The organism is Chryseobacterium sp. C-71 (assembly GCF_020911865.1).
GTDB lineage: Bacteria > Bacteroidota > Bacteroidia > Flavobacteriales > Weeksellaceae > Chryseobacterium.
In genome coordinates, this window is the sequence record NZ_CP087131.1 from 421,828 (window position 1) to 447,064 (window position 25,237).

The 25,237-nt window shown below is 34.5% G+C and carries 22 protein-coding genes; 15 read left to right on the top strand and 7 right to left on the bottom strand.

Going from position 1 to position 25,237, the window contains the following annotated elements:
• Positions 1-136: 136 nt before the first annotated feature.
• Entirely contained in the window at positions 137-1,558 is a 1,422-nt protein-coding gene (locus LNP04_RS01780; protein ID WP_229984878.1) for a sugar MFS transporter, read from the top strand.
• Between the two features lie 206 nt (positions 1,559-1,764).
• Positions 1,765-1,938, top strand: coding sequence for a hypothetical protein (locus tag LNP04_RS01785; protein WP_164998600.1), 174 nt, complete (start codon positions 1,765-1,767; stop codon positions 1,936-1,938).
• A gap of 109 nt (positions 1,939-2,047) precedes the next feature.
• Here the strand turns inward: LNP04_RS01785 and LNP04_RS01790 are convergent, their stop codons facing one another.
• Both LNP04_RS01790 and LNP04_RS01795 read right to left on the bottom strand, forming a co-directional pair.
• Positions 2,048-3,709, bottom strand: a complete 1,662-nt coding sequence (locus LNP04_RS01790) for a DUF4041 domain-containing protein (RefSeq protein ID WP_229984879.1) — start codon at positions 3,707-3,709, stop codon at positions 2,048-2,050.
• A gap of 250 nt (positions 3,710-3,959) precedes the next feature.
• Positions 3,960-4,814: a nucleoside phosphorylase gene (locus LNP04_RS01795; RefSeq protein WP_229984880.1), complete on the bottom strand. Its 855-nt coding sequence runs from the start codon at positions 4,812-4,814 to the stop codon at positions 3,960-3,962.
• 141 nt (positions 4,815-4,955) lie between these two features.
• On the opposite strand from LNP04_RS01795, the gene LNP04_RS01800 reads away from it, so the two are divergent.
• The 3 genes from LNP04_RS01800 (at position 4,956) to LNP04_RS01810 (ending at position 10,102) form a co-directional block, all read left to right on the top strand.
• Positions 4,956-6,803 (top strand): cytochrome-c peroxidase, encoded by a 1,848-nt coding sequence (locus LNP04_RS01800; protein WP_229984881.1) that lies wholly within the window; start codon positions 4,956-4,958, stop codon positions 6,801-6,803.
• Positions 6,804-6,956: 153 nt separating this feature from the next.
• Complete coding sequence (locus LNP04_RS01805) at positions 6,957-9,101, top strand: alkaline phosphatase PhoX (protein ID WP_229984882.1); 2,145 nt, start codon at positions 6,957-6,959, stop codon at positions 9,099-9,101.
• A gap of 101 nt (positions 9,102-9,202) precedes the next feature.
• Entirely contained in the window at positions 9,203-10,102 is a 900-nt protein-coding gene (locus LNP04_RS01810; protein WP_229984883.1) for a leucine-rich repeat domain-containing protein, read from the top strand.
• Positions 10,103-10,105: 3 nt separating this feature from the next.
• On the opposite strand, the gene LNP04_RS01815 is transcribed toward LNP04_RS01810, so the two are convergent.
• A complete protein-coding gene (locus tag LNP04_RS01815) occupies positions 10,106-10,429 on the bottom strand; it encodes a translation initiation factor (protein ID WP_229984884.1) in 324 nt (107 codons plus the stop codon).
• 361 nt (positions 10,430-10,790) lie between these two features.
• Here LNP04_RS01815 and LNP04_RS01820 point away from each other — a divergent pair, with 361 nt between their 5' ends.
• The 6 genes from LNP04_RS01820 to LNP04_RS01845 all read left to right on the top strand — a co-directional run bounded on the left by LNP04_RS01820 (position 10,791) and on the right by LNP04_RS01845 (position 17,051).
• Positions 10,791-11,792, top strand: coding sequence for an IS110 family transposase (locus tag LNP04_RS01820; protein ID WP_229984885.1), 1,002 nt, complete (start codon positions 10,791-10,793; stop codon positions 11,790-11,792).
• Between the two features lie 389 nt (positions 11,793-12,181).
• The gene (gene gpmI, locus LNP04_RS01825) at positions 12,182-13,723 is read left to right on the top strand and encodes a 2,3-bisphosphoglycerate-independent phosphoglycerate mutase (RefSeq protein ID WP_229984886.1); all 1,542 of its coding nucleotides are present in this window, start codon (positions 12,182-12,184) and stop codon (positions 13,721-13,723) included.
• 149 nt (positions 13,724-13,872) lie between these two features.
• The gene (locus LNP04_RS01830; RefSeq protein WP_229984887.1) at positions 13,873-14,853 is read left to right on the top strand and encodes an acyl-ACP desaturase; all 981 of its coding nucleotides are present in this window, start codon (positions 13,873-13,875) and stop codon (positions 14,851-14,853) included.
• A gap of 95 nt (positions 14,854-14,948) precedes the next feature.
• Positions 14,949-15,380 carry a BT0820 family HAD-type phosphatase gene (locus LNP04_RS01835; RefSeq protein WP_229984888.1) on the top strand — a complete coding sequence of 144 codons (432 nt, stop codon included), beginning with the start codon at positions 14,949-14,951 and terminating at the stop codon, positions 15,378-15,380.
• A gap of 94 nt (positions 15,381-15,474) precedes the next feature.
• A complete protein-coding gene (gene map, locus LNP04_RS01840; protein ID WP_229984889.1) occupies positions 15,475-16,284 on the top strand; it encodes a type I methionyl aminopeptidase in 810 nt (269 codons plus the stop codon).
• Positions 16,284-17,051: a class I SAM-dependent methyltransferase gene (locus tag LNP04_RS01845; RefSeq protein ID WP_229984890.1), complete on the top strand. Its 768-nt coding sequence runs from the start codon at positions 16,284-16,286 to the stop codon at positions 17,049-17,051. Before map ends, LNP04_RS01845 begins: the two co-directional genes overlap by 1 nt.
• A 96-nt stretch (positions 17,052-17,147) precedes the next feature.
• Here the strand turns inward: LNP04_RS01845 and LNP04_RS01850 are convergent, their stop codons facing one another.
• Together LNP04_RS01850 and LNP04_RS01855 are read right to left on the bottom strand one after the other, a co-directional pair.
• Positions 17,148-17,474 carry a multidrug efflux SMR transporter gene (locus LNP04_RS01850; protein WP_229984891.1) on the bottom strand — a complete coding sequence of 109 codons (327 nt, stop codon included), beginning with the start codon at positions 17,472-17,474 and terminating at the stop codon, positions 17,148-17,150.
• 214 nt (positions 17,475-17,688) lie between these two features.
• Positions 17,689-18,252, bottom strand: a complete 564-nt coding sequence (locus LNP04_RS01855) for a Crp/Fnr family transcriptional regulator (protein ID WP_229984892.1) — start codon at positions 18,250-18,252, stop codon at positions 17,689-17,691.
• Positions 18,253-18,497: 245 nt separating this feature from the next.
• Between LNP04_RS01855 and era the strand changes: the two genes are divergently transcribed.
• The 4 genes from era to LNP04_RS01875 all read left to right on the top strand — a co-directional run bounded on the left by era (position 18,498) and on the right by LNP04_RS01875 (position 23,232).
• Positions 18,498-19,373, top strand: coding sequence for a GTPase Era (era, locus tag LNP04_RS01860; RefSeq protein WP_047443936.1), 876 nt, complete (start codon positions 18,498-18,500; stop codon positions 19,371-19,373).
• Positions 19,374-19,440: 67 nt separating this feature from the next.
• A complete protein-coding gene (locus LNP04_RS01865) occupies positions 19,441-19,869 on the top strand; it encodes a DoxX family protein (RefSeq protein WP_229984893.1) in 429 nt (142 codons plus the stop codon).
• Between the two features lie 238 nt (positions 19,870-20,107).
• Positions 20,108-22,510: a S9 family peptidase gene (locus LNP04_RS01870; RefSeq protein WP_229984894.1), complete on the top strand. Its 2,403-nt coding sequence runs from the start codon at positions 20,108-20,110 to the stop codon at positions 22,508-22,510.
• Positions 22,511-22,659: 149 nt separating this feature from the next.
• Positions 22,660-23,232 (top strand): Crp/Fnr family transcriptional regulator, encoded by a 573-nt coding sequence (locus LNP04_RS01875; protein WP_229984895.1) that lies wholly within the window; start codon positions 22,660-22,662, stop codon positions 23,230-23,232.
• A 37-nt stretch (positions 23,233-23,269) separates the two neighbouring features.
• On the opposite strand, the gene LNP04_RS01880 is transcribed toward LNP04_RS01875, so the two are convergent.
• A complete protein-coding gene (locus LNP04_RS01880) occupies positions 23,270-23,773 on the bottom strand; it encodes a GNAT family N-acetyltransferase (RefSeq protein ID WP_229984896.1) in 504 nt (167 codons plus the stop codon).
• A 61-nt stretch (positions 23,774-23,834) separates the two neighbouring features.
• On the bottom strand, positions 23,835-25,199 hold the full coding sequence (locus LNP04_RS01885) for an MATE family efflux transporter (RefSeq protein ID WP_229984897.1): 1,365 nt from the start codon (positions 25,197-25,199) through the stop codon (positions 23,835-23,837).
• Positions 25,200-25,237: the final 38 nt, after the last annotated feature.

Here is a 25,237-nt window from a genome sequence, read left to right on the forward strand (position 1 = left end):
AAATTCTTTCAGAATTTTACTCGAATTGACGATTTACAATAAAGTAACAATTTCAACCATAAATTTATTGTCTCAAAATAAGATTATATCAACTAAAGAGGTTATCTTTAACCTCTTTTTAACTTAAATGAATGTTATGATTAATGATGTAAAGACAAATAGCAGGAATTATACAGTTCCTCTAATTACCATTACGCTTTTATTTTTTATGTGGGGATTCATCACCTGTATGAATGACATCCTTATTCCTTATCTGAAACAGCTTTTCAACCTTACCTTTTTCGAATCGATGTTGGTGCAGTTTTGTTTCTTTGGAGCTTATTTTATCGGATCTCTGATTTACTTTTTAATCTCCATGATTAGTGAAGACCCGATTAACAAAGTAGGGTATAAGAAAGGAATTCTTTTCGGGATTTTCCTTGCAGCTTTCGGATGTATTCTGTTTTATCCGGCGGCAACTTTTTCTTCTTACGGATTGTTCCTTGGAGCATTATTCGTTCTCGGATTAGGATTTACCGTTCTTCAAATCACTGCAAACGCTTACGTTTCACTGTTAGGTTCAGAAGATTCTGCATCAAGCCGACTGAATATGACTCAGGCTTTCAATGCATTCGGGACAACGATTGCTCCGGTATTGGGCGGACATTTAATCTTTGAATTTTTCTCCGCTGATGACGGTTCGTTCTCTGCCGTGGCAACAAGAATTCCGTACCTCATCTTTGCAGGAATTTTATTATTGGTTGCTTTATTAATTTCTCAGGTAAAACTTCCGTCTTTCCAGAGTGAGGAAGAGGAAGCCGTAAAAGGTTTGGGAGCACTTCAGTATCCGCATCTTTTATTCGGAGTTTTTGCTATGTTTTGTTATGTAGGTGGGGAAGTAGCGGTAGGAAGTTTTATCATCAGTTTCCTTGAGCAGCCACAGGTTATGAACCTTAATGAAGTGGTCAGTAAAAACTATCTTTCTCTGTATTGGGGCGGTGCGATGATCGGAAGATTTTTGGGAGCAATATCTTTGAATCAGGCAATCAGTCAGCAGAAAAAAGCTTTATACATGATAGGTGCTGCAGCTGCGGTTTTCTTGGTTATTTTCAGCATTGTTGATTTGACATTCTCACAGATTAGCTTTTTCCTTGTATTTATTGTATTAAACTTTATCGCTTTCTTTATCGGAAAATCTGCTCCGGCAAGAACGTTATCAATCTTTGCCTCGATCAACGTTTTGTTATTGATTTCAGCAATGGTAAATCATGGCGAACTGGCAATGTACAGCATTTTAGGAATCGGAATTTTCAACTCAATTATGTTCTCTAATATTTATACGCTTGCCATTTCAGGATTAGGAAAATACACAAGTCAGGGTTCGTCATTGGTAGTAATGGCAATTTTGGGTGGTGCAATTGTTCCTATTTTCCAGGGATATTTGGCTGATATTTTTGGAGTACAGAAATCATTTATCATTCCTGTATTCTGTTATGTAGCCATCTTGATTTTTGGTGCATACTGTACTAAATATTTAGGGCATGTGAAACAGGATGCTGATGCGAAATCTGGGCATTAGTTAAAAACTAACCATGTCAAGGTTTAAAACCTTGACATGGTTATCATGTTTGAATCTTAAAATATAAAACTTGCTCAACAGCAAGTTTTTTTGTTGCATTTTTTCTTGTTTTATGGTTTTCCGTATTTTTCCCTTTTAGCCTTAGTTTACTTTTGTTACAGATTTAAACAACTATAAAACTTGACCTAATGAAAAAATTATTATTAATGATTGTCTTAACAATTACGATTAACTCTTGTGACCGAAGCAGTAATAGTTCAGAATCTTGTAGTTATAATGGACATACCTTGTACACAGGTGAGAAAGGTGGATGTTATTATTTATCGTCTGGAGGTAATAAAGAATACGTCGATAAAAGTTATTGCAATGGTTGTAACTAAAATCTTATATCTTTAATTGACAAAACCTGCTGTTGAGCAGGTTTTTTTGGTTTAGTTTTATATATTTTTTAAGCATAAAAACTCTAAGTTGATAACAACTTATTAAGAATTATACTTCTTCAATTATTTCATCATATGTCACAGGATCTGCAACTTCTTGAAAACGTTTCCACTCAGCTTCCATTGCTTTGTTTGTTTTCATTTCTTCTTCTAGTTTCAAAGTTTCACGATACTGCTTTGCTTCGGCAAGAAGTGTCCATTTACAATTAATGCCAATTCTTTCAATATGACTTTTCAAATCATTAAGTTCAAGTCTGAAGAATTCTTTTCGTGGATTGATTTTGTTAAGCTGATTTTTGAGAAACTTCTTATGAAGTTGTCTTTCCAAAGCCGGTGCATCATCACAGTAGATCATCGCATGAACATCAAACTCAAACGGAACACTCGCATCTCCTAATTCACGAACTCTGTCTAAAGGTTCCAAACGTCTAGTCATTCCAATCTTATAAACATCTTCACCAAACGAACCGACATTTGAAATAATATAAACATTACCTGTTTTAGTTTGTTGTGCCATTGAAATTGCTCGTTGATTTTTTTCTTCAGCTGCTATTAGTTTTCCTTGAAGTTCTTCCAATTTTTGCTGGAAAAGTGCTTTCTGTTCTTCATTTGCTCGTGAAACCTGAGTTTCGGCTTTTTCAATCAGTCTTTTTAAAGTTTGTTCTTCTTTTTCAGCGTCTTTCATCGCTTTTTCAAATTCTCTACGAGCCTTTTCTTCTTCACGAATCTGTTCCCGGATTTCTCTTTGCTCTTCAAGTTCCATTGCTCTTAATTCCTGTGCAACAACTGCCCATTTAAGTTCTTCCAATCTTGCCTGATGATAAATTTCAGATATTCTTGCATTTCTGAAAGCTTTTCCATTAAAGTTGACCAATTGAAAAGCATCTTCAATTTTCTGTTTTAAAATTCCATAGTTATCTTTTCTTACTGTCGCCAGAATAGAATCAACTTTCCCGTTATAAGCATCAATTACAAAATCGACAGCCGTTAGTTGTCGCTCTCTATCCACATAATCACAGATTCCAGCCTGTCTGTTGACAATCATCATCTTATTATTCTGACGAAGTTTTTTGAGATTTTCTCCCGCCTCTTTATGACTGAAATCTTCTGCAAGCTGATCTAAAAGTGTGTAATTGGGAACTAGGTATTCATTTCCATATCCTTTGATTACATTTTTCATTGCCTGAATTCTGTCTGCAATTTCGTTTGCTTCTCTTAGGCTTCGGTAGGCATCACCACCAATCGTTTCGGCTTTATTTTCCGCGTTATCAATAATTCTTTTCGATTCTCTTACAGCATTTTCATATAATAATTCGATTTCTCGTTGTTTCTTTTCTGTAAGCTCTTTAATATTTCTTCTCGATTCTTTTGCGTTTTCCTGAGCTTCAAATAATTCTTTACTTCCTTGTTCTCTCAGTTTTTCATAATCTTTTTGAGCTTTCTTCAGAAGATATTCGCATTCAATTTTTACATCGATGATGCTTTGATATTTACTTAATTCTGCAATTTTATCTTTCATCTCACGATTGGTATTCTGAAGATTTAAATTTTCTCTGTTAGCAGATTGAATTTTAGTTTCAAGAAGATTGTTTTGTACTACTAATTCATTGAATTTTATATCTTTTGTTTTAATTTCATTTTTAAGTTTTTTAAACTTAGTATAAAAGTAGATTGCAAGAAAAGATAAAATTAAAATTAAAATAATTTCCATGGTGACTTGTTTGTTTTATTGATGATAAAAATACTTATAAATTTTAAAAAGCATTTATGGAAAACCGTAATTCAAATTTTAAATTTATTTGTTAATATTATTCATATTTCTAATGAAAATCAAATCTCTAAAATACCCGTTTTCCAAACTTACAACTTCGGCGGAAAAGTCATCAATGATAAAGATTCTTCATCAAAAAAGCCGGACTGATAAATCCTGCTTTTGTATTTTTCTTTTAAGACAATTAAATTTAACTAATCACTCTCTCCAAAACCCACTCAATCAATCTTTTTTCAGACTGGTGGTGATCTGCTGAGAACTCGCCACGTCTTCTATTGGCGATGACGTTGTTGACGGTAATGGCTTTGTGACCTAAAAGTTTAGAGAAAGCATAGATGGCAGAAGTTTCCATTTCAAAATTGGTGATGCCCAGGTCATTTAAAGTTTCAAGGAACTTGTCATCCAAAGCTTTTAAACGAAGTTCTCTTCCCTGTGGCGCATAAAATCCGGGGAAAGTTGCCGTGTTGCCGTGGTATTTTGCATCTTTGAAAACTTCGCCCAAATCTTCTGACCATTCAGAGAAATACAACATAGGCTTGATCTTTTCGTAAGGGAATTTCTCTAAAAAACTCCTTGAAAATTCGTTTTCAAAACTGTAGTCCTGATAGAAATGCATCAGTCCGTCAAGGCCTACCACATTTTGCGTAACCAGCATATTATCGACCTGCACATCAGGATTTACGCTGCCGCAGGTTCCCATTCTGAAAAGTTCCAGAGATTTGTGTTCGGTTTTGAATTCCTTTTTCTGAAGATCGATATTCACCAAAGCATCAAGTTCGTTCATCACGATATCGATGTTTTCTGTTCCAATACCGGTTGACATTACAGAAATTCTCTCACCTCGCAAGGTTCCGGTGTGGGTATAGAATTCTCTTTTGTTCTTTTTGATTTCTACGGTATCAAAATATTTTGAAACCTTCGGAACACGATCAGGATCTCCCACAAGGATTACTTTATCGGCAATATCTTCGGGTAAAAGATTCAGGTGGTAAACGCTTCCGTCTTCATTCAGAACCAGTTCTGAAGCTGCGAGTTTATTGAGCATATTTTTTATATAGTTTGATTGAAATTTGTGAACCTGAATTTTTCAGGGATTTAAAATTAGTGAAAATTAAATGAAGCAAAATATAAACATTATTTAATTTTTCGTTAAAACTGCGGTAACGTTGGGATGATAGTTTTGCAGATGAAAAATTTTACGAGGTCTTATCCTTTACTTATTCTTATCGCATTCATTGGAATTGCCGCCATGTCATTCAATCCGGTTCATAAAGGATTTGGAAACGAGAAAACATTTGTTGCTCAGGGTTTGTTCAGTTTTAAAAATCATCTTGAAAGTTTAAAGACCGACGTTTATCTTTTTAAAGATGATAAAATCAATGCAGAACAACTTCAGAATTCATTAAAAAATACCCGGAATTCTTATAAAGAAATTGAATTTTTCATCGCTTATCATTATCCGGAGTTTTCTAAAACGCATCTCAATGCCGCACCATTATTCAGAATTGAAGCTGCAGGAACTACTGCTTACACACTTCCGCCAGAAGGTTTGCAGGTTTTGGACGAACTGATTTTTTCTGACGAAATAGCCGAACAGAAAGATAAGATCATTGAGATCACAGATTTTCTGTACAACAATTACAATAATTTCTATTTAAGCTCTATCACCAATGGTTTAAGCAAAGGAAATAATAAAACATTGCCTTTAAGAATCGAATTAATCAGAATCTACACTTTAGGATTGACAGGTTTTGATACGCCTGGCTCATTAAACATCTCTGAAGAAGCAGCTTTTGCTTTAAAGGGAATGAAAAAATACATTCAGGATGATGCTTATTTTAAAAATTACAATTCAGATAAAGCTCACCAACTTATAGATGAAAGTATCATTTATTTAAATAAAAATAAAGATTTTGAAACATTTGACAGAATTGAGTTTTACAAGAAATATCTACAGCCATTGTACGAAGAATTAGGAAGCTGGGACGGAAACACAGATGATTTAAAAGAATTTTCGGGCTGGAATATTGCCAATAAAAACTTTTTCAGCAGTGATTTCTTAGATCCGTATTTTTTTACCATTTTAAAAGGTTCTGAAGACAATGACGATCTGAAAGCATTAGGAAAAGAAATTTTCTATGACCAAAATCTCAGCGATAATGGAAAGATGAGCTGTGCATCTTGCCATCTTCCCGAAAATGCTTTTACCGATCTTAAAACTAAATCTTTGAGTAATGTGGAAGGAAAAACGGTTTTACGAAATTCACCTTCACTGTATAATGCGGTTTTTGCGAAAAGATTTTTCTACGATATGCGTGCTTTTTATCTTGAGCAGCAGGCAGAGCACGTTATTTATAATAATGATGAATTTAATACAAGCTATGAAAGCATCATTAAAAAACTAAAAAATAAACTAGAATACAAAAAAGCGTTCCGAAAGGCATTTAAAAACGGAGACATCAGCAAGCAGAATTTTTCTAAGGCTCTAAGTTCTTACGTAGCTTCTCTCTATTCTTTTGACAGCGATTTTGACCGTTTTATGAGAAACGAAAAAGAGATTTCTGATGACGCAAAGAAAGGTTTTAATTTATTTATGGGAAAAGCGAACTGTGCAACCTGCCATTTTGCGCCTCATTTTTCAGGATTGGTTCCGCCGTTTTTTAATGAAAATGAATCTGAAGTTTTGGGTGTTACCAAACAACCCATAAAAATTTCCCCTCTGGAAATCGATTCTGATCAGGGAAGAATAAAAAGTAACGTTAAAAAAGAAGATTCCTGGATTTATGAAAATTCTTTTAAAACGATGACGGTAAGAAATATTGCTTTAACGAAACCTTACTTTCACAACGGTGCCTTTACAACTTTAGAAGAAGTTTTAGATTTTTACAACGAAGGTGGGGCAGAAGGTTTAGGTTTAAAAATTAACAATCAGACTTTGCCTGCCGATAAATTGAACTTAACTGAAACTGAAATTAAACAGATTATCGCCTTCCTGAATTCTCTGACGGATATCAGCAAAGCAAAAATTAAATAATTAAAATTTGAGCACGATTTAACATAAAGTTAATCCCCGTAATATTATGTTTGAGATTAATTAATATTAAGCTTGATTTAATTAAAACCCTATTAACAGAGGGCTCGCAATAATAAAATAGCTTTGCAACAGAAAAAATAAAAGTATTTAAAAGTGAAAAGAAAACTACTTTCAGTTGCAGCACTTGTATTAATGACAAGCTCAGCATTTCAGGCTCAAACTACAATTTTCGGATTGCAAAGCTCTTGGAAATTTTATGATCTCGATGCAGCACCATCAGCAAATTGGAAAAACACCAATTTTGATGCTTCAGCTTGGTCTTCGGGTAATGGGCCATTAGGTTATGGTGATCCGGTAACAACTACTATTCACAATGGTGCTACGGGTTTACCTACTGCATATTTCATTAAAGATTTTACTGTAAACTTAGCAGACCTTACCAATACTCTGGAATTTGGTGTGAGAAGAGATGACGGTATCGTCGTTTATTTGAATGGTGAAGAAGTTGTGAGAGATAATATGCCTACAGGAACGATTACACACAATACAGCTTCTCTTACAACAATTGATGGGGCAGGAGAAACTGCTATCAATGTATTCTCTATTCTGAAAAGTAAATTTGTACAGGGAGTGAACAGAATTTCAATCGAATTACACAATAGAACTGGCGCAAGTTCAGATTTAACGATTGATGCTTATCTTAAAAATGTAGGAGTAATTACTACTTGTACAGGAACACACATTAGCTGTTTTACATCTATCGTTCCTACGTCTCAGACTTCAAAACTAATCATTCCTGCAGAGCATAGATTTCAGATGATTCTGAAAGAAGGTGATGCTTATACCGAGGGTGGTGGTCTTGTAGGTGGTCTGAATGATTTTACAGGTTATGTACCGAAAAGTTCAAGCAGCACAGACGGATATCTTTCTGTAAATCACGAGACCAGTCCTGGTGGGGTAACCATGGCAGAGATTAATTATAATCCAACCTCAAAACTTTGGGCTTTAACGAAATCAAGAGGCGTTAGTTTTTCTGCACCAAGTTTGGTACAGACCATCAGAAACTGTTCTGGCGGTGTTACACCTTGGGGAACAGTTGTTACTGCTGAAGAATCTGTAACAGGAAACGACAGCAATGCGGATGGAAACCATGACTACGGATGGTTGGTAGAAATTGATCCTGTTACTGCACAGGTGATGTCTCACAATCCTTCAGGAACTAAAGATAAACTTTGGCAAATGGGTAAGATGAATCATGAAAATGTAGTGGTAAACAATGCGGGAACAATCGCTTATTACGGTGAAGATGGAGGTACAAACTTAGTGTACAAATACGTGATGGATACTCCAAACGATCTTACATCAGGAAATTTATATGTTTTAAAATTAGACCAACCTCTTTCTGGTGGAAATCCTACAGGAACTACAGCAACTTGGGTTCAGGTTCCTAATAAACAACAGGCAGATCAAAATAATACTCAGGCACTTGCACAATCATTAGGTGGAACTGCTTTCAACGGTGTTGAAGATGTAGAAATCAGCCCACTTGATGGTAAAATATACTTTACAGCAAAAGGTTTAAATAAAATATACCGTTTACAGGATAATGGGATGACGGCCTCTCAGGTAGAAGTTTTCGCTGGCGGTGCTACAACGCAATACTCATTTAATACAGCTCAGGGTGTGAAAACTGAAACTTGGGGAGATGGTAATGATAACCTTACGTTTGACGAATTAGGAAACCTATGGGTACTTCAGGATGGTGGTAAAAATTACATTTGGGTAATTGCACCAGATCATACTGCAGCAAATCCTAAAGTGAAATTATTCGCTTCTATGCCTGCAGGTTCAGAGCCTACTGGTCTTACATTCACACCAGATCACAAATTTGGATTCTTCTCTATTCAACATCCAAATTCCACTATATCTACGGATATTGATGCTACAGGAAATGTGATTGATTATAAAGGGAAATCTGCCACTATGGTCGTTGCTTTACAACAATTTTTGGGTACAACTGCAGTATTAGGAACTACTGAAACTGTTAAGGAAACAGAAGTGACCGTTTCTCCAAACCCAACATCTGGTTTAGTGAAAATCAATTCTCCTAAAGCTTTGAAAAACCTTGAAGTGACTGCATACAGCATGGATGGTAAAATTGTTTACCAAAAGAAATTCTCAGGAAACAATTCATCTTTAGACTTAGATTTTACCTCTCAACTTCAGGTTTCAAGAGTTTTGATGCTTAACATCGAGGCTGAAGGATTCCAGAAGACCGTGAAAATTCTTAAAAAATAATTACTTAATTTCTTTCTTAGCTGCCGACATTTTCTTTGTCGGTGGCTTTTTTTGTTTTAACGAAACCATTTTAAATTAAATTTTTTGCAAAAGATATTCTCATGAAAAAATTAATTCTAAGCATTGCCTTTTTATCTCTTTATAACGTCAAAGCACAGATTGACCCCATCAAATTTCCCACCTATACCAATATTGAAGACGCTCTGAAAAGTGAGAAAACAGTTTACAGCATGAGTTTCAGAGACAAGGGAATTTTTAATGTTCCTCCTGATCTCGTGAAGATGGATTCTTTATTTTTCTTGAATCTGATGGCAAACAATTTAGAGAAAATGGATAATGATATTTTTAGTTTGAAACAATTGGAAATTTTAAACATTAATTCAAACAGCATCAAATTTATTCCCGATGAAATTGGTAATCTGAAAAAACTGACTACTTTTTCAATGAATCTGAACGGTCTTACAAAGATTAATCCCAATCTTTCAAAACTTCAGCAATTGAAAGTTGTGCATTTTGACGCCAATAATTTAAATGTTTTCCCTGAAGCGTTGCTTGAAATTCCGACGTTAGAAGAAATCAACCTGAGCAGCAATCAAATAAGCTTTGTGTCGCAGGATTTAAATAAAATTAAAAATTTAAAATATCTAAATCTTTCTGCCAATCAGATCAATGATTTAGCTGATGTAAAGTTTCCAGAGAAAATAAAATATTTAGAGCTTCAGCAGAATGCGATTGTAAAACTTCCTGATTATTTATTTAAATCTAAAAATCTTGAGTTTTTGAATGTAAGCAATAACAATCTGAAAGAAATTTCTTCTAAAGTAAAAGGCTTAAAAGGTGTTGTGAGTATGAATTTGGCAAACAATCAACTGAAAGATCTTCCAACAGATTTTCAACAATTGAAAAATCTAAAAACATTAATTTTAGCAGGAAATCCTATGGAAAATGCAACCATACAAAAATTGAAAGAACTGATGCCTCAAACGCAGATTTACTTTTAAAAATTATCCGCCGACTCTTTTTGTCTTAAAGCCCAAATCTTTAAGAATAGTCATGATTTTATCACGGTTATCTCCTTGAATGATAATCGTACCGTCTTTTTCAGAACCACCTATTCCCAGTGTGGTTTTTATTTTTTTCGAAATCTTTTTTAAATCTTCCTCACTACCTTCCCAACCTTCAACGATGGTCACCGGTTTTCCGTTTCTGCCTTTCTTTTCAAACTTACAAACCAAGGGTTCTTTCTGTTTAAACTGTTCTTCAGGCATTTGAAATTCCTGCTCTTCATGCTCAGGAAAAAGGTTTTTGAGTTGATCACGTAAATCCATAGCGCAAAATTAATAAAATATTTAAAAGGTTTAAAGATTAAACAAGATAAAGCAAATAAAGTGGTTTTATTTCGAGAAAAAAATCTGTGATTTGCGTGATTGATAATTCCCACGGATCACACAGATTTTCCTTTAGATTTGCCAAAGGATTTAGCATTAACTTAGATAATAATTATAATTCTGAAGAACCAGAGAAAATAAAGTGAACTAAACAGATTGCCAGAACAGAACTATTCTGTATATCAGACTTTATTTTCTCTTTTGAATTACTGCCATTTAGAATGTTAAGCATTGAGGCTTATTAAAGGTTTTAGCATCATTCAAGGTTGGTTCATTCAGGCTTATTCCTAAATCCAAAATTATGAAAAATTATTTTGTCGGAATAGACATTTCTAAAGATACATTGGATGTCTGTGTAATGAGTGAGAATGACGAAAAAGAGATTTTCTTTAAGGTAGAAAACTCGGTTGAAGGAGTTGAAAAGATGATTTCAACTAACGTAAGAAAGGATTCCCAGTTACGGTATTGCTTTGAAAACACCGGTAACTACGGGCTTCTTCTTGCTAAAATATTAGAAAACCATAATCTGCCTTATTATCAGATTCCTGCCTTGGAAATAAAGTTGAGTCAGGGAATTCAGAGAGGGAAAAATGATAAAGTAGATTCGTGGAGAATAGCAAGGTATGCAAAAGTTCACTGTAATGAACTCAAAATCCATGCTCTTCCGGAGAAAGAAATTCTTATAATAAAAAACCTTCTGACCTACAGAAACCATTTGATAAAGATAAGAACGCAGTTTAAAAATGAGAAACAATCTTTTCATCAAATAAATAAAATTGCCGATGTTAGCTATCAAATAGATGAGATTGCAGAACACATCAAACGATTGGACAACAATATTGATTTGGTAGAAAAAAGAATACAGCAGGAAATTGATAAACAACAGCAAATAAGCACGAATTATAAGAAAATAACCAAAGTAAAAGGAGTAGGTATGCTGACCGCTGCTTATATGATTGTTTTGACTAATAATTTTACAGCGTTTCAGAATCCCAGAAAATTCAATTGCTATGCAGGTTTAGCTCCCTTTGAGCATTGCTCGGGAACGAGTATTAAAGGAAAGACCAAAACCAGCAAGCTTAGAAATAAGAGGATTAAAACGGTACTCTTTAATGGTGCAAATTCGGCAGTTATTTACGATGAGGAGCTAAAATCTTATTACAAGAGAAAAAAAGAAGAGGGAAAAGCCCATAATTCCATTATTAATGCTGTTTGCTGTAAACTTGTTTACAGAATGTTTGCCGTTGTAAAAAGAGAAGAACCTTTCGTAAATTTAGTGAGATATAATTTGCATATGTCTTAGAATACACAGATTATTGATGCTGAGAATTTAATATTACTTCATTTAACCCTTTGTGCATTTTAAATTTTTGTATTTCTAAAATAAGTGAAACGGCTTTGTTTACCTTTATTTCAATATTTTTTAAAAAAATTCCTTGTCTATCCTTGCGTTTTTTTATCGCTAAGAAAGACTAAGTTTTTAATTAGATTTCTTTTTTTAAGACAAACAATGGCATTTTATTTAGCAAAGAAACACAATTATTTAAATATCAATAATTTAAATATATTCTCGTAGTACGTAACGAGTTTCATTTAATATATTTAAGAAGCTTTTTAATAAAAATTTAGGTTATTCAAATTCTTCAATTCACTTTAAAATCGATAAATTTGTTTGTTAAAAAATAAATTAAAATGTCAAAAAAAGCAATAATAGCAATACTTGACGGATGGGGTTTGGGTCAAAATCCTGAAGTTTCTGCATTAGCTCAGGCAAATACGCCATTTATAGATAGCTGTTATCAAAAATATCCACACACAACATTAGAGGCAAGTGGTCTTGCAGTAGGACTTCCATTGGGACAGATGGGAAATTCTGAAGTTGGACACATGAATTTGGGTGCCGGAAGAGTGGTATATCAGAATTTGGTTAAACTCAACATGGCCGTTGAAAATGGTACTTTGGGTCATGAAGAAGTGATTCAGGAAGCGTTTGCTTATGCTAAGGCAGAGAAAAAAAACGTGCACTTTATCGGTTTGGTTTCCAACGGAGGGGTGCATTCACATATCAATCATTTAAAAGGATTATTAACGGCTGCCAGCGAATATGGTTTGCATGAAAATGTATATGTTCACGCATTTACTGACGGGAGAGATTGTGATCCGCATTCTGGTTTAGGTTTTATCAGAGAACTTCAGGATCACATGAGTACAACGACTGGTGCTCTGGCAACGATAATCGGAAGATACTATGCAATGGACAGAGACAGACGTTGGGAACGTGTGAAATTGGCTTATGATGCAATGGTCAACGGTATCGGAGAAAGAACAATGAATGCAGCTTCTCTTATTCAAAATTCTTACAATGAAGGAGTAACTGACGAATTTATTAAACCTATTATTTTAGTTAAAGATACACAGATCGGAAATGAAGTTCCAGTAGGAAAGATTGTTGATAATGATGTGGTAATCTGCTTTAATTTCAGAACAGACAGAGGAAGAGAAATTACTGAAGTTCTTTGTCAGCATGATATGCCTGAATATTTTATGCGAAAGCTCAATCTTCATTATGTAACGTTGACCAATTACGACAAAACGTACGAAAATGTAAAAGTTGTTTTTGATGAAGATGTCTTAAAAGAAACAATGGGTGAAATTCTTGAAAGAAACGGAAAATCGCAGATCAGAATTGCCGAAACTGAAAAATACCCTCACGTTACCTTCTTCTTTTCGGGAGGTCGTGAAGAAGAATTTCATGGTGAAAAAAGATTGTTGTGTCCGAGCCCTAAAGATGTTCCGACTTATGATCTAAAACCAGAAATGTCTGCTTACGAAATCACCAATTCAATATTACCTGAATTGGAAAATGAAACTGCAGATTTTATCTGTTTAAATTTTGCAAATACCGACATGGTGGGTCACACAGGAGTTTTTGAAGCCGCAGTGAAAGCCGCAGAAACTGTTGACAAATGCATAGAAAAAGTAGCAACGACAGCTTACGAGCATGGTTATGCAGTTTTCATCCTTGCTGATCACGGAAATTCTGACGTAATGATCAATGCAGACGGTTCACCAAATACGCAGCATTCAACCAATTTGGTTCCATTAATTGTAATGGATAAAGATCATGAATGGAATTTAAAACCAGGAAAACTGGGTGATATGGCTCCTACTATTTTATCTGTAATGGGCGTTGAAATCCCTGCAATAATGACCGGAGACATTTTAGTTAGCTAAACTTATACGATTATGATATATCTACCGTTGTCTTAAAAGATAGCGGTATTTTTTTGTTATTTAGATAAGACTTACTATGAGACACATACAATAGTATGCTACAAATAATAAAATATTAATATCTTTGCACTTTATAAACGTATTTTAAAATGTATAATAAGCTCGTAAGAAAAGAGGTAATGGGTATTCTAGAAAAGGAAGTAGGTTCTTTTCTAGATAAGTTTTTGACGCCAATCGAAAAGATCTGGCAGCCATCAGACTATTTACCAGATCCTTCAAGCGAAAATTTTAAATATGATTTAGATGAAATTCAGACTTTTGCACGTGAGATGCCTTACGACCTTTTTGTGACTTTAATTGGCGATTGTATCACTGAAGAAGCTTTACCTTCTTACGAATCTTGGTTAATGAGCGTTGACGGAATTGATCAGGAAAAAAGCGGACCGAGTTGGGCAAGCTGGATAAGATCCTGGACAGGTGAAGAAAACAGACATGGAGATTTATTGAATAAATATCTTTATCTGTGTGGAAGAGTAAATATGAGACAGGTTGAGATTACCACGCAATATTTAATTAGCGATGGTTTTGATATTGGGACAAGTATGGATCCTTATAGAAATTTTGTTTACACAAGCTTTCAGGAAACTGCAACCAATATTTCTCACAGAAGAGTAGGGACTTTGGCAAAACAGTCCGGAAACGGAAAATTAGCAAAAATGTGTGGTGTCATTGCTGCAGATGAAGCAAGACACGCAAAAGCTTACAAACATTTCGTAGCTAAAATTCTTGAGTTGGATCCTTCTGAGATGATTTTGGCATTTGAAGATATGATGCGAAAAAAAATCGTAATGCCTGCTCACATGATGAGACAGTCGGGACAAAAAGCCGGTGAACTTTGGGGACATTTCTCAGATGCGGCGCAAAGATGTATGGTTTATACAGGTCAGGATTATATCAACATCATGAAAGATTTATTAGACGAATGGAAAATTGAACACATTACAGGTCTTACCGAAAAAGCAGAAAAAGCTCAGGAATATTTAATGAAACTTCCAAACAGATTGCAGAAAATCACTGACAGAGTTTCGACTCCGGATTTGCAATTTCAGTTTAGTTGGGTGAAAGATTAATTTTATTTTAACAATAAATTATAATAGAGAGTGTCGGATGTTTTTTCGACACTCTTTTTTTATTTATTATCTTTGCACAGCTAAAAAAGAACAAAATGTTAAGTAATAAAAAAATTGCTGTAGATTTCGACGGAACAATTGTGGATGATGCATACCCAGGAATTGGAAAAGCTAAAATTTTCGCCTTTGAGACTTTGAAAAAATTGCAGTCCCAAGGGTTCAGATTGATACTTTGGACGTACAGGCACGGCAAAACTCTTGATGAAGCTGTAGAATTCTGCAAAAAAAACGGTGTAGAGTTTTATGCAGTCAATTCAAGTTTTGAAGGAGAAGTTTTTGATAGCGAAACTCAATCGAGAAAACTAGATGCAGATTGGTTTATTGACGATAGAAACCTTGGTGGTTTTCCTGGCTGGGGAGAGATTTATAATATTATCAACGAAAGAATAGAATTCCGTGTAGAAGGCAAGGAAGTTTTAGCTTACTCAAAATTAAAAAAAGAAAAGAAAAAAGGACTTTTCTGGTAAAATATTCAACGTAACAATTTACGAATATAATAATCTAGCAATCAGTAATTGTTACACTGATACACTGCTAGATTGATACATTTTAAGAAAGAAAATGATTCAATTAAAAACAATAGACGAAATTCGTCTGATGAGAGAAAGTGCTCAGTTGGTTTCCAGAACATTAGGAATGTTGGCAAAGGAAATCAAGCCTGGGATTACCACTTTATATTTAGATAAATTGGCGCATGATTTCATCAAAGATCATGGTGCAGAGCCTGCATTTTTAGGATATGGAGGTTTTCCTTATTCGCTGTGTATTTCACCAAATGAGCAGGTAGTTCATGGTTTTCCAAGCAAAGAAGAAATCAAAGAAGGCGATGTGCTTTCTGTAGATTGCGGAGCGGTTTTGAATGGTTTCGTTGGCGATCACGCTTACACATTTGAAATTGGTGAAGTAAAACCTGAAATCAAAAAACTACTTCAGGTAACCAAAGATTCGTTGTATAAAGGAATCGCACAATGTGTAAGAGGAAAAAGAATCGGAGACATATCTCATGCAATTCAATCATACTGTGAAAAAGAAGGTTATGGTGTTGTGAAAGAATTGGTAGGGCATGGTTTAGGCAGAAAAATGCACGAAGATCCTAGTGTTCCGAACTACGGAAAACAGGGAAGTGGAAAAGTCATTAAAGACGGTTTGACAATTGCGATAGAGCCAATGATCAATTTGGGAACTGAAAAAGTGAAGTTCCACAATGACGGCTGGACGGTGACGACGCTTGACAACCAAACTTCGGCACATTTTGAACATGACGTTGCTGTGGTGAATGGTAAACCTGTTTTGCTTTCTACCTTTAAGTATGTTTACGAAGCTTTAGGCATCGAAAGTGATGAAGAAAAGCCATTTCAAATGGAATTTTAATGAAAACGCTGACCAAGTTTTTACTTAATAAAATCCCTCGTCCGATGCTTATTCAGATGAGTGTTTGGGCGCGTCCGTTGATTTATCAGTTTTTTAAAGGTGATCAGTTTTTCGACCCTATTGATGGAAGATCATACCGGAAATTTTTGCCTTACGGTTACGGAAAACAGAGAGAAAACGCTTTGTCTCCTGGAACTTTGAGCTTAGAAAGACACCGTCAGATGTGGCTGTATCTTCAGAATGAAACCGATTTTTTCATTAAAAATTGTAAAGTTCTGCACATCGCTCCCGAACAGGAATTTTTGAGGAAATTCAAAAGAATGAGCAACCTCAATTATATTTCGGCGGATCTTTATTCACCGATTGTAGATGTGAAAGCTGATATTTTAGATTTACCTTTCGAAAATGAGAGTTTTGACGTCATTTTTTGCAATCATGTTTTAGAGCATATTGAAGATGATGCTAAAGCGATCAGCGAACTGTATCGTGTTATGAAGCCTGGCGGTTGGGGAATTATTCAGGTTCCGATGAAAAATTCTTTGGAAAAAACATATGAAGATTTCACCATTAAGGACCCGAAAGAACGTCAGAAACATTTCGGGCAGTACGACCACGTTCGCTGGTACGGAATGGATTATTTTGACCGTTTGAGAAAAGCAGGTTTTGAAACAGAACCCAATTTCTACTCAAAACAGTTCTCTGATGCGGAAATTTTAAAATACGGACTCAATCACAACGAGATATTACCTGTGGTTTATAAAAAATAGAAAAAACGTCTTCAATTTTGAAGACGTTTTTGTTCTATATCTTGGAATTTCTATTTGTGAGATTCGTGAAAAAATTTGTGCTATTTGTGTTTAAATCTAATGAGAAACTGCTTTTAACCCAATTACAGAACCTATAAGCGTACAGATAAAAAACATTCTCCAAAAGGTCACAGGATCTTTAAAAACTAAAATTCCCATTAAGACCGTTCCCACGGCACCAATTCCCGTCCAGACCGCATAAGCAGTTCCGATGGGTAAAGTTTCTGTAGCTTTAATAAGTAAAAGCATACTGATTGTAAGACAAACTAAAAAACCACCAAACCACCAATACATTTCGTTTCCTGATGTTTCTTTTACTTTTCCCAAACAAGAAGCAAAACCAACTTCAAACAATCCGGCGATAATTAAAATAATCCAATTCATGAGTAATAATTTATGACACAAAGTTGAGGATTTACTTTTGCTTTAAATTTTACATTTGTTAAAAAATAAATGAATCTAGAGATTGTCAAATTTTATTTTGAAAGAAATACTTAATTTAAATAGAAATACTATCTCGCAGATTTAGCAAATCAAGCAGATTAATGTAAAAATAAACCTGCACTATCTCTTTCATCAGACAGAAAGTTAAAAAAAATCACCTTATTTCTGCACGAATTCTGCTCAAACTCACCTGCGTAATTCCCAAATAAGAGGCAATATGTCCCAGCTGCACTCTTTGGATGAGATACGGTTTATCTCTCAGCAAATCTTTATACCGCTCCAAAGCTGTTTTATACTGTCTTGAGATAATCAGTTCTTCAGTTTTGATCAATTCCCGTTCAGCAAATTTTCTTCCCCAATTCGCAATGTGAATATCTTCATTAAATAAAGCCTTCAGCTTTGAAGTTTCTAATTGATAAAGTTCGCAATCTTCCAAAAGCTCAATACTTTCGTATCCAGGTTTTTCTTCAACGTAACTTTTCATTGAAACCACCGGTTCGCCTTCCGCTCCAAACCAGAAAGTGATGTCATTATTTTCTGACGACGCAAAAGCACGGACAATCCCTTTTTTCAAAAAGTAAATATGAGGAACTACTTTGTCAGATTCCATTAAAATAAGTCCTTTCTGATGCTTAACTTCAATAATATATTGCTTTAGATTATCTCTAGAAGTTGTTGGAAGTAGGTAGATATTATCAATAATTTCGTTGATATTCATGTAGAAATTAAATTTGTTAAAAGTTATTTGAAGCAGTTATCATTCCTTGTTTTTCGTAAATAAGTGAAACGGTTTTTTTTAACCTTTAAATTTTTAACTGTCCCGAAACCTTAGTTTAATTTTGTAATTATAAAATATCAACCAAAAATAGACTTTTTTCAGCATCTAATTTTAATATAGACCACAAGACCGATTTTGTTTTACTAACTTTGCAAATCGTAATAAAAGCGACTTAATTTTTTTATATGCATAAAGCAGGATTTGTAAATATTGTTGGAAAGCCAAACGCCGGAAAATCTACCCTTCTGAATCAATTGATGGGGGAGAAGCTGGCAATCGTTACCCAAAAGGCACAGACAACCAGACATAGAATTTTTGGAATTTATAACGAAGAAGACTTACAGATTGTATTTTCTGATACTCCCGGAGTTTTAGACCCTAAATACGGTTTGCAGGAGAAAATGATGGATTTTGTAAAAGATTCTTTACAGGATGCAGACGTTTTTCTTTATATAGTAGACGTTACAGATAAATCTGAACAATCGGCATTTTTAATTGAGAAATTGAATAAAATTCCCGTACCGGTTTTACTGTTACTGAATAAAATTGATCAGACCAATCAGGAAGGTCTTGAAAAAATAGCGACCGAATGGCACGAAAGAATTCCAAAAGCGGAAATTCTTCCTATTTCAGCTCTAAATGCGTTCAACATTGATGTTATTTTACCTAAATTAAAATCAATGTTACCAGAAAGTCCTGCGTACTACGATAAGGATATGTACACCGACAAGCCTGAAAGATTCTTTGTAAACGAAGCCATCAGAGAGAAAATTCTTTTGAATTACGATAAAGAAATTCCATATTCTGTAGAAGTGGTGACAGAAATGTTTAAAGAAAAGGAAGGAATTATTTTCATTGACTCTATAATTTATGTAGAAAGAGATACCCAGAAAGGAATTATCATAGGACATAAAGGGGAAGCGATTAAAAAAGTAGGAACAGAAGCAAGAATCGATTTAGAGAAATTTTTCTCAAAAAAAATCCATTTGAATCTGTTTGTTAAAGTGAAAAAAGACTGGAGAAAGAACGATAGAGATTTGAAGAATTTCGGATACCGATAGACTAAAAAGTCAATATTCATCGTTGTATTAAAAGATTTTTATTATCTTTAAACTAAATTTTTAATCAATGAGTTACTCCAACTTAAAAACTAATCCTATATACTTAGATATCGTTTTGTTGATAGTAAGATTATTTATAGGTTTTGCGATGTTGTCTCACGGTTTTCCAAAGCTTCAGATGCTATTAGAAGGTGGTGATCTTAAGTTTTTTGATTTCCTCGGACTAGGTCCGAAAATATCTTTAGGTCTGACGGTTTTTGCTGAATTTGTTTGTTCTATTTTCCTGATTTTAGGATTATTTACAAGAATAGCCGTAGGTTTTCTCATCTTTACGATGATTATTGCAGGATTTGTAGTCCACGGTGCAGATCCATTTGATAAAAAGGAAATGAGTTTACTTTATTTAGCAATTTATTTGCTCATCATGGTTTTAGGAGCGGGAAGATTTTCGATAGATGGCATGATAGAAAAGAAAAGAAGAGCTTCAGAATGGTAAGATTTTATTTTTAAATATATAAGCGGTAATTTTTTGCCGCTTTTTTTGTTTTAATACTTTTTATATTAATAGGATTGCATCCTATTCTTTGTTAAATCGTCCCTTTGGGACTATGAATAAAATTCTTCTAAGAAATCTTCTAAATAGAGTAGCTAAATCTCTAAGTTTCCAAAAGAATTTCAACCATCTTGTTTTGGTTAAATACTTTTCATTAAATTCGTATCAAATCAAAAAGATAATGAAGATCAAACTAACCATCTGTTTACTGGCGTTTCTCAACTTTTATGAAGCTCAGGAAAACATTTCTTATCAGAAACCTTCTGCAGAAATCCTAAAGCTTGCAGATTACGACAGACCGCCAAGTGTTTTGACCAATTCAAAAAAAGATTGGGTGGTTTTTGTATACCGACCTACTTATAAAACTTTGGATGATCTCAATCAGCAGGAAATGAAACTGGGTGGTTTGAGAATCAATCCTGTGACGAATATTTCAAGCTCAACATCTTATTCTTACAATCTAAAAGTAAGAAAGATGAATGATAAAACTGAAGTTCAGGTAAAAGGTTTGCTGACAAATCCTAAAATTACCAATACTTCTTTTTCACCCGACGAGAAAAAATTAGCTTTTACCAATACGACCGATAAAGGAGTTGAACTTTGGGTTGTTGACTTAGAAACGGCAACGGCAAAGAAAATCACAAAAGATAATCTGAATGCCAACTTAGGAAATCCTTACAGTTGGATAAAAGATTCTCAAAGTTTTTTGGTTAAGGTTCTTCCTGAGAACAGACCTAAATTAACAGATTCTTCAAAGGATTTACCTACCGGACCAATCGTTTCCACAGCTGACGGAAAAGTTTCTCAAAACAGAACCTATCAGGATTTGCTTAAAAATCCTCAGGATGAGAAGAATTTTGAAATTCTTACCGCTTCAGAATTGTTTAATGTAGATTTAAATGGAAATTTAAAAAAGATAAAAGATCAAGATTTATATGGAGGAATCAGTTATTCTCCGGACGGAAATTATCTGATGCTAACGACCATCAAAAAACCGTTTTCATACATCGTTCCGTTGAACAGATTCCCAATGACGACAACGGTTTATGATAACAAAGGAAACGTTGTAAAAGTTGTTAATGAAGTTCCGTTGAATGAAATTATGCCAAAAGGCTTTTCTTCTGTAAGAACAGGAAAAAGAGATATGAGCTGGAGAGCCGATCAGCCTGCAACATTAGTTTTTGCCGAAGCTTTAGATGGTGGTGATCAGTCGAAAACCGTTGATTTCAGGGATGAAGTTTTCACATGGGAAGCTCCTTTTACTGCTGCTCCAAAGTCTTTTTTTAAAACTAAACAAAGATACGAAGGAACGAGCTGGACGAATAATCATTATGCAATCGTTTCTGAAGGTTGGTACGATACAAGAAACACAAAATCTTATTTAGTTGATTTAAATGACGGAAAATCTCAGGTGATTGAAGATAGAAATTACCAGGATGTTTACAGCGATCCGGGAAGTTTTCACACCACTAAAAATGATTTCGGAAGATATGTTTTAGATATGAAAGGAGACAAAGCATATTTAATTGGAGCAGGATTCACCAAAGACGGACAGCATCCTTTCATCGATGAGATGGATATGAAATCATTGAAAAAGAAAAGACTCTACACTTCGAATCTTAAAGGTGCAAAAGAAGAAATCATCGATATCATCAATCCTGCGAAAGGAGAGGTGTTGACGATTCAGCAGTCAGCAAGTCAGTATCCGAATTATTTTAAGAAAAATATTAAATCTAATAAAGCGGAAGCAGTTACAAACTTTGCCAATCCTTTTGAAAGCATTAAAGATGTTTATAAAGAAGTCATTACGTACAAAAGAAATGACGGCGTTACTTTGACGGGAACACTTTATTTACCTGCAAACTACGACAGGAAAGCGAAAAAAGAAAAACTGCCTTTGTTGATTTGGGCTTATCCTACCGAATATAAAGATAAAAATACAGCTGGTCAGAACACGCAAAATCCTAATGACTTTACCTTCCCTTATTACGGTTCATTTGTTTACTGGACGGCTAAAGGTTATGCAGTCTTGGATGACGCTGCGTTTCCAATTATTGGCGAAGGAAAAACAGAACCGAATGACACTTTTATACCTCAATTGGTGGCTAATGGAAAAGCTGCCATCGATGCAGTAGATCAGTTAGGTTACATTGACAGAAATAAAGTTGCAGTTGGCGGACATTCTTATGGAGCATTTATGACGGCTAATCTTCTGACTCATTCTAAAGATTACGCTTGCGGAATTGCAAGAAGTGGTGCATACAACAGAACCTTGACACCGTTTGGTTTCCAAAGTGAGCAGAGAAATTACTGGGATGTTCCGGAAATTTATAACACCATGTCACCGTTTATGAATGCTGACAAAATGAAGACGCCAATGTTGTTGATTCATGGTGATGCCGACAACAATCCCGGAACGTTTACTTTGCAGACCGAAAGATATTTCCAGGCTTTGAAAAACCTTGGAGCACCTGTGAAAATGGTTCTTCTTCCAAAAGAAGCTCACGGATATGTTGCTAAAGAAAATATCTTGCATTTGCTTTGGGAACAGGATCAGTTTTTGGAAAAATGTTTAAAGAAATAAATAATAGAACTCGTTCAAGCAGAACGAGTTTTTTTATGAATACACTAAAGAATAATTCACATTGGGTTCACTTTAATTTTTGTAATTTTCTGCGGTAAAATTTAGTTTAAATATTAGATCCCGAAAGGATTTCTGTTACAAAAAAAGTTATGTTAAAAACAAACCAGCCATTTTTAGATTATTTAGAAAAAATATATAATAATCAGGATAACAAAGGAAATATCATTATAGAATCTTTTGAAAAAGGAGACAAAATACTGACTCAAAATGAGATTTCAAACAACATCATGCTCATCAGAACCGGAATTACAAAATGTTTTTTCACAGAAAAAAATGATCAGGAATACATCGTTGAATTCTTAGGAAAAGGAGAAATTATTGGTGAAATAGAAGTGATGAAAAATGTTCCGTGTATTTGCAGTATTGAGGCTATAACGGAAGTTACTGTATTTTCAATGACGATTCCGTACTTTCAGTCATTGATCAAAAGCAACATCAATTTAAACAATTTATTGCTTGATGTTTTTGCGGAACGTATTGTAAATACCTCCAACCGATCATCTTATCAGCAGCTTCACGCAACAGAACATACTTTATCTCAACTTTTGGAACTAAAAGCGAAAGAAATGAAAGTTTCAAAAGAAGATATGGCAGCTTATCTGGGAACTACCGTCAGAAGTCTGAACAAAGCTTTGAAAGATGTTAAAGACAGGACTATGTAATTCATAAAAAACGATTTTTTGCATGATTTTATTTAATTTAATAATTTTTAATTGAATAAATGACACCTTCCTGACCATCAAAATTAAAGTCTCGTTGATATTGAAGTCCAATTTTTTCTAAAACTTTTATGGAAGCTGTATTTTCTTTCATGGCTCTTCCTATAATTGTTTTTAAATTTAATTTAGCAAAACCATAATCGACACAGGCTTTCGCACTTTCAGTCGCATAGCCTTTATTCCATAAATGTTCAAAAAAGCGAAAGCCAATATCGGTTTCATCAAGTTTTTCATCATATTTTAGTCCGCACCAGCCAATAAAATCTTGCGTTGATTTGTTGATGACTGCCCATCTTCCAAATCCATTTTTCTGATAATCTGAATAGTTTTGTAAGAATGTTTCAGCTTCGTCAATATCTTTAAATGCTGAATTTCCGGTGTACTTAATGACGTTTGGATTTAAATTTAATTCATAGAAATTTTGAGCATCGGTGATTTCAAATTCTCTTAGTAAAAGGCGATCGGTTTCGAGTATCGTTTTCATCATGAGTTAATTAAAACTTAAAGATAACAAATAAAAAAAGCGATCCAAAGACCGCTTAATATTATAATTTACTTGCTTTAATTCTTCTTGCTGACATATCCAGAAAACGTTTGACCAGCATAAATGCTGAAATCGTTAATCCCAATCCAAGGGCTATCCACATTCCGAAAGCGCCCATTCTTAAGGTTACACAAAGGAAATATCCTAAAGGAATGGTAATTAGCCAATACGCAATGAACGTAATGATTGACGGTATTTTCACATCTTGCAAACCTCTCAACATCCCCAAAGCCGTCACCTGAACTCCATCAGAAAGCTGGAATAATGCAGCAATAATCATGAGTTTCGATGCCAACATAATCACTTCAACTTCTTCAGGTTTTGTGAAAAATGTAGGCAAAATATTTCGACCTAAAATGAAGACAATCCCACAAAGACACATAAAAAGAAAGGCAATTTTTAAATTGTTAATTCCTATTTTTCTTAATTCCACGAAATTCTGTTCACCTAGTTTTCTACCAATCATTACTGTTGAAGCCACACTAAAACCGATGCATAAATTAAAGGTAAATGACGCCATACTCAATGCTATCTGATGAGATGCAATGTCGTGAGCCGAAATTAATCCACAGATAAAAGCAGCTGCAGCGAAAGCCGTTACTTCAAAGAACATTTGTAAAGCAGTCGGGAAGCCTAGTCTCACCATTTTTTCAAACATTTGCTTAGAGAAAACCTGTATTTTCAAAGAGAACTGTTTGACATACAATCTGGTTTTTGGTTCTTTCATTAAAACAAAATAAAGAAAAACCACCATGAATATTCTGGCAATTAAACTCGCTAGAGCTGAACCTTTTACACCCATTTCAGGGAAAATCCAAAGTCCTTTGATGAAAACGTAATTCAGAACGATATTAATCACATTCGCAATAATAGTCGCTTTCGTAACTCCGATTGTATATGATAAACCTTCAGAAACTTCTCTCAAAGTCTGAAATGCCATAAACGGAACAATACTGATCGCCATGATCCATAAAAAATCTGCTGTATCAGGAATAATTTTCGCTGGCTGACCCGAATGATAGAGTAGCGGTAACCCTAAAAACAAGACCAACATCAAAATAATTCCTACCGTCATATTGATGACAAAACCATGACTGAATACCGAATTGATGGTTTTGTGGTCATTCTGAGAATGCGCCTCAGAAACCAACGGCGGAATTGCAAACGAAAATCCCAATGCCAAAACGAACATTGAGAAAAATACTGCATTACCCAAAGAAACAGACGCCAAAGCATCCGCACCTAATAATTTACCTACAATAATATTATCGAATAGGTTTACAGAAACCTGCCCAACCTGAGTAAGCATTACCGGAAGTGCCAGTGTAAGGGCTTCTTTCGTGTAATTTTTATTTAAAAAGCTCATAATAGTTCAAAAAAAATTTGCAGTATAGTTACTGCAAA

Bases quoted from the DNA above. Each gene is read 5' to 3' on its own strand.
- LNP04_RS01780 (WP_229984878.1), top strand. From the start codon at position 137: ATGATTAATGATGTAAAGACAAATAGCAGGAATTATACAGTTCCTCTA.
- LNP04_RS01785 (WP_164998600.1), top strand. From the start codon at position 1,765: ATGATTGTCTTAACAATTACGATTAACTCTTGTGACCGAAGCAGTAAT.
- LNP04_RS01790 (WP_229984879.1), bottom strand. From the start codon at position 3,709: ATGGAAATTATTTTAATTTTAATTTTATCTTTTCTTGCAATCTACTTT.
- LNP04_RS01795 (WP_229984880.1), bottom strand. From the start codon at position 4,814: ATGCTCAATAAACTCGCAGCTTCAGAACTGGTTCTGAATGAAGACGGA.
- LNP04_RS01800 (WP_229984881.1), top strand. From the start codon at position 4,956: ATGAAAAATTTTACGAGGTCTTATCCTTTACTTATTCTTATCGCATTC.
- LNP04_RS01810 (WP_229984883.1), top strand. From the start codon at position 9,203: ATGAAAAAATTAATTCTAAGCATTGCCTTTTTATCTCTTTATAACGTC.
- LNP04_RS01815 (WP_229984884.1), bottom strand. From the start codon at position 10,429: ATGGATTTACGTGATCAACTCAAAAACCTTTTTCCTGAGCATGAAGAG.
- LNP04_RS01820 (WP_229984885.1), top strand. From the start codon at position 10,791: ATGAAAAATTATTTTGTCGGAATAGACATTTCTAAAGATACATTGGAT.
- gpmI (WP_229984886.1), top strand. From the start codon at position 12,182: ATGTCAAAAAAAGCAATAATAGCAATACTTGACGGATGGGGTTTGGGT.
- LNP04_RS01830 (WP_229984887.1), top strand. From the start codon at position 13,873: ATGTATAATAAGCTCGTAAGAAAAGAGGTAATGGGTATTCTAGAAAAG.
- LNP04_RS01835 (WP_229984888.1), top strand. From the start codon at position 14,949: ATGTTAAGTAATAAAAAAATTGCTGTAGATTTCGACGGAACAATTGTG.
- map (WP_229984889.1), top strand. From the start codon at position 15,475: ATGATTCAATTAAAAACAATAGACGAAATTCGTCTGATGAGAGAAAGT.
- LNP04_RS01845 (WP_229984890.1), top strand. From the start codon at position 16,284: ATGAAAACGCTGACCAAGTTTTTACTTAATAAAATCCCTCGTCCGATG.
- LNP04_RS01850 (WP_229984891.1), bottom strand. From the start codon at position 17,474: ATGAATTGGATTATTTTAATTATCGCCGGATTGTTTGAAGTTGGTTTT.
- LNP04_RS01855 (WP_229984892.1), bottom strand. From the start codon at position 18,252: ATGAATATCAACGAAATTATTGATAATATCTACCTACTTCCAACAACT.
- era (WP_047443936.1), top strand. From the start codon at position 18,498: ATGCATAAAGCAGGATTTGTAAATATTGTTGGAAAGCCAAACGCCGGA.
- LNP04_RS01865 (WP_229984893.1), top strand. From the start codon at position 19,441: ATGAGTTACTCCAACTTAAAAACTAATCCTATATACTTAGATATCGTT.
- LNP04_RS01870 (WP_229984894.1), top strand. From the start codon at position 20,108: ATGAAGATCAAACTAACCATCTGTTTACTGGCGTTTCTCAACTTTTAT.
- LNP04_RS01875 (WP_229984895.1), top strand. From the start codon at position 22,660: ATGTTAAAAACAAACCAGCCATTTTTAGATTATTTAGAAAAAATATAT.
- LNP04_RS01880 (WP_229984896.1), bottom strand. From the start codon at position 23,773: ATGAAAACGATACTCGAAACCGATCGCCTTTTACTAAGAGAATTTGAA.
- LNP04_RS01885 (WP_229984897.1), bottom strand. From the start codon at position 25,199: ATGAGCTTTTTAAATAAAAATTACACGAAAGAAGCCCTTACACTGGCA.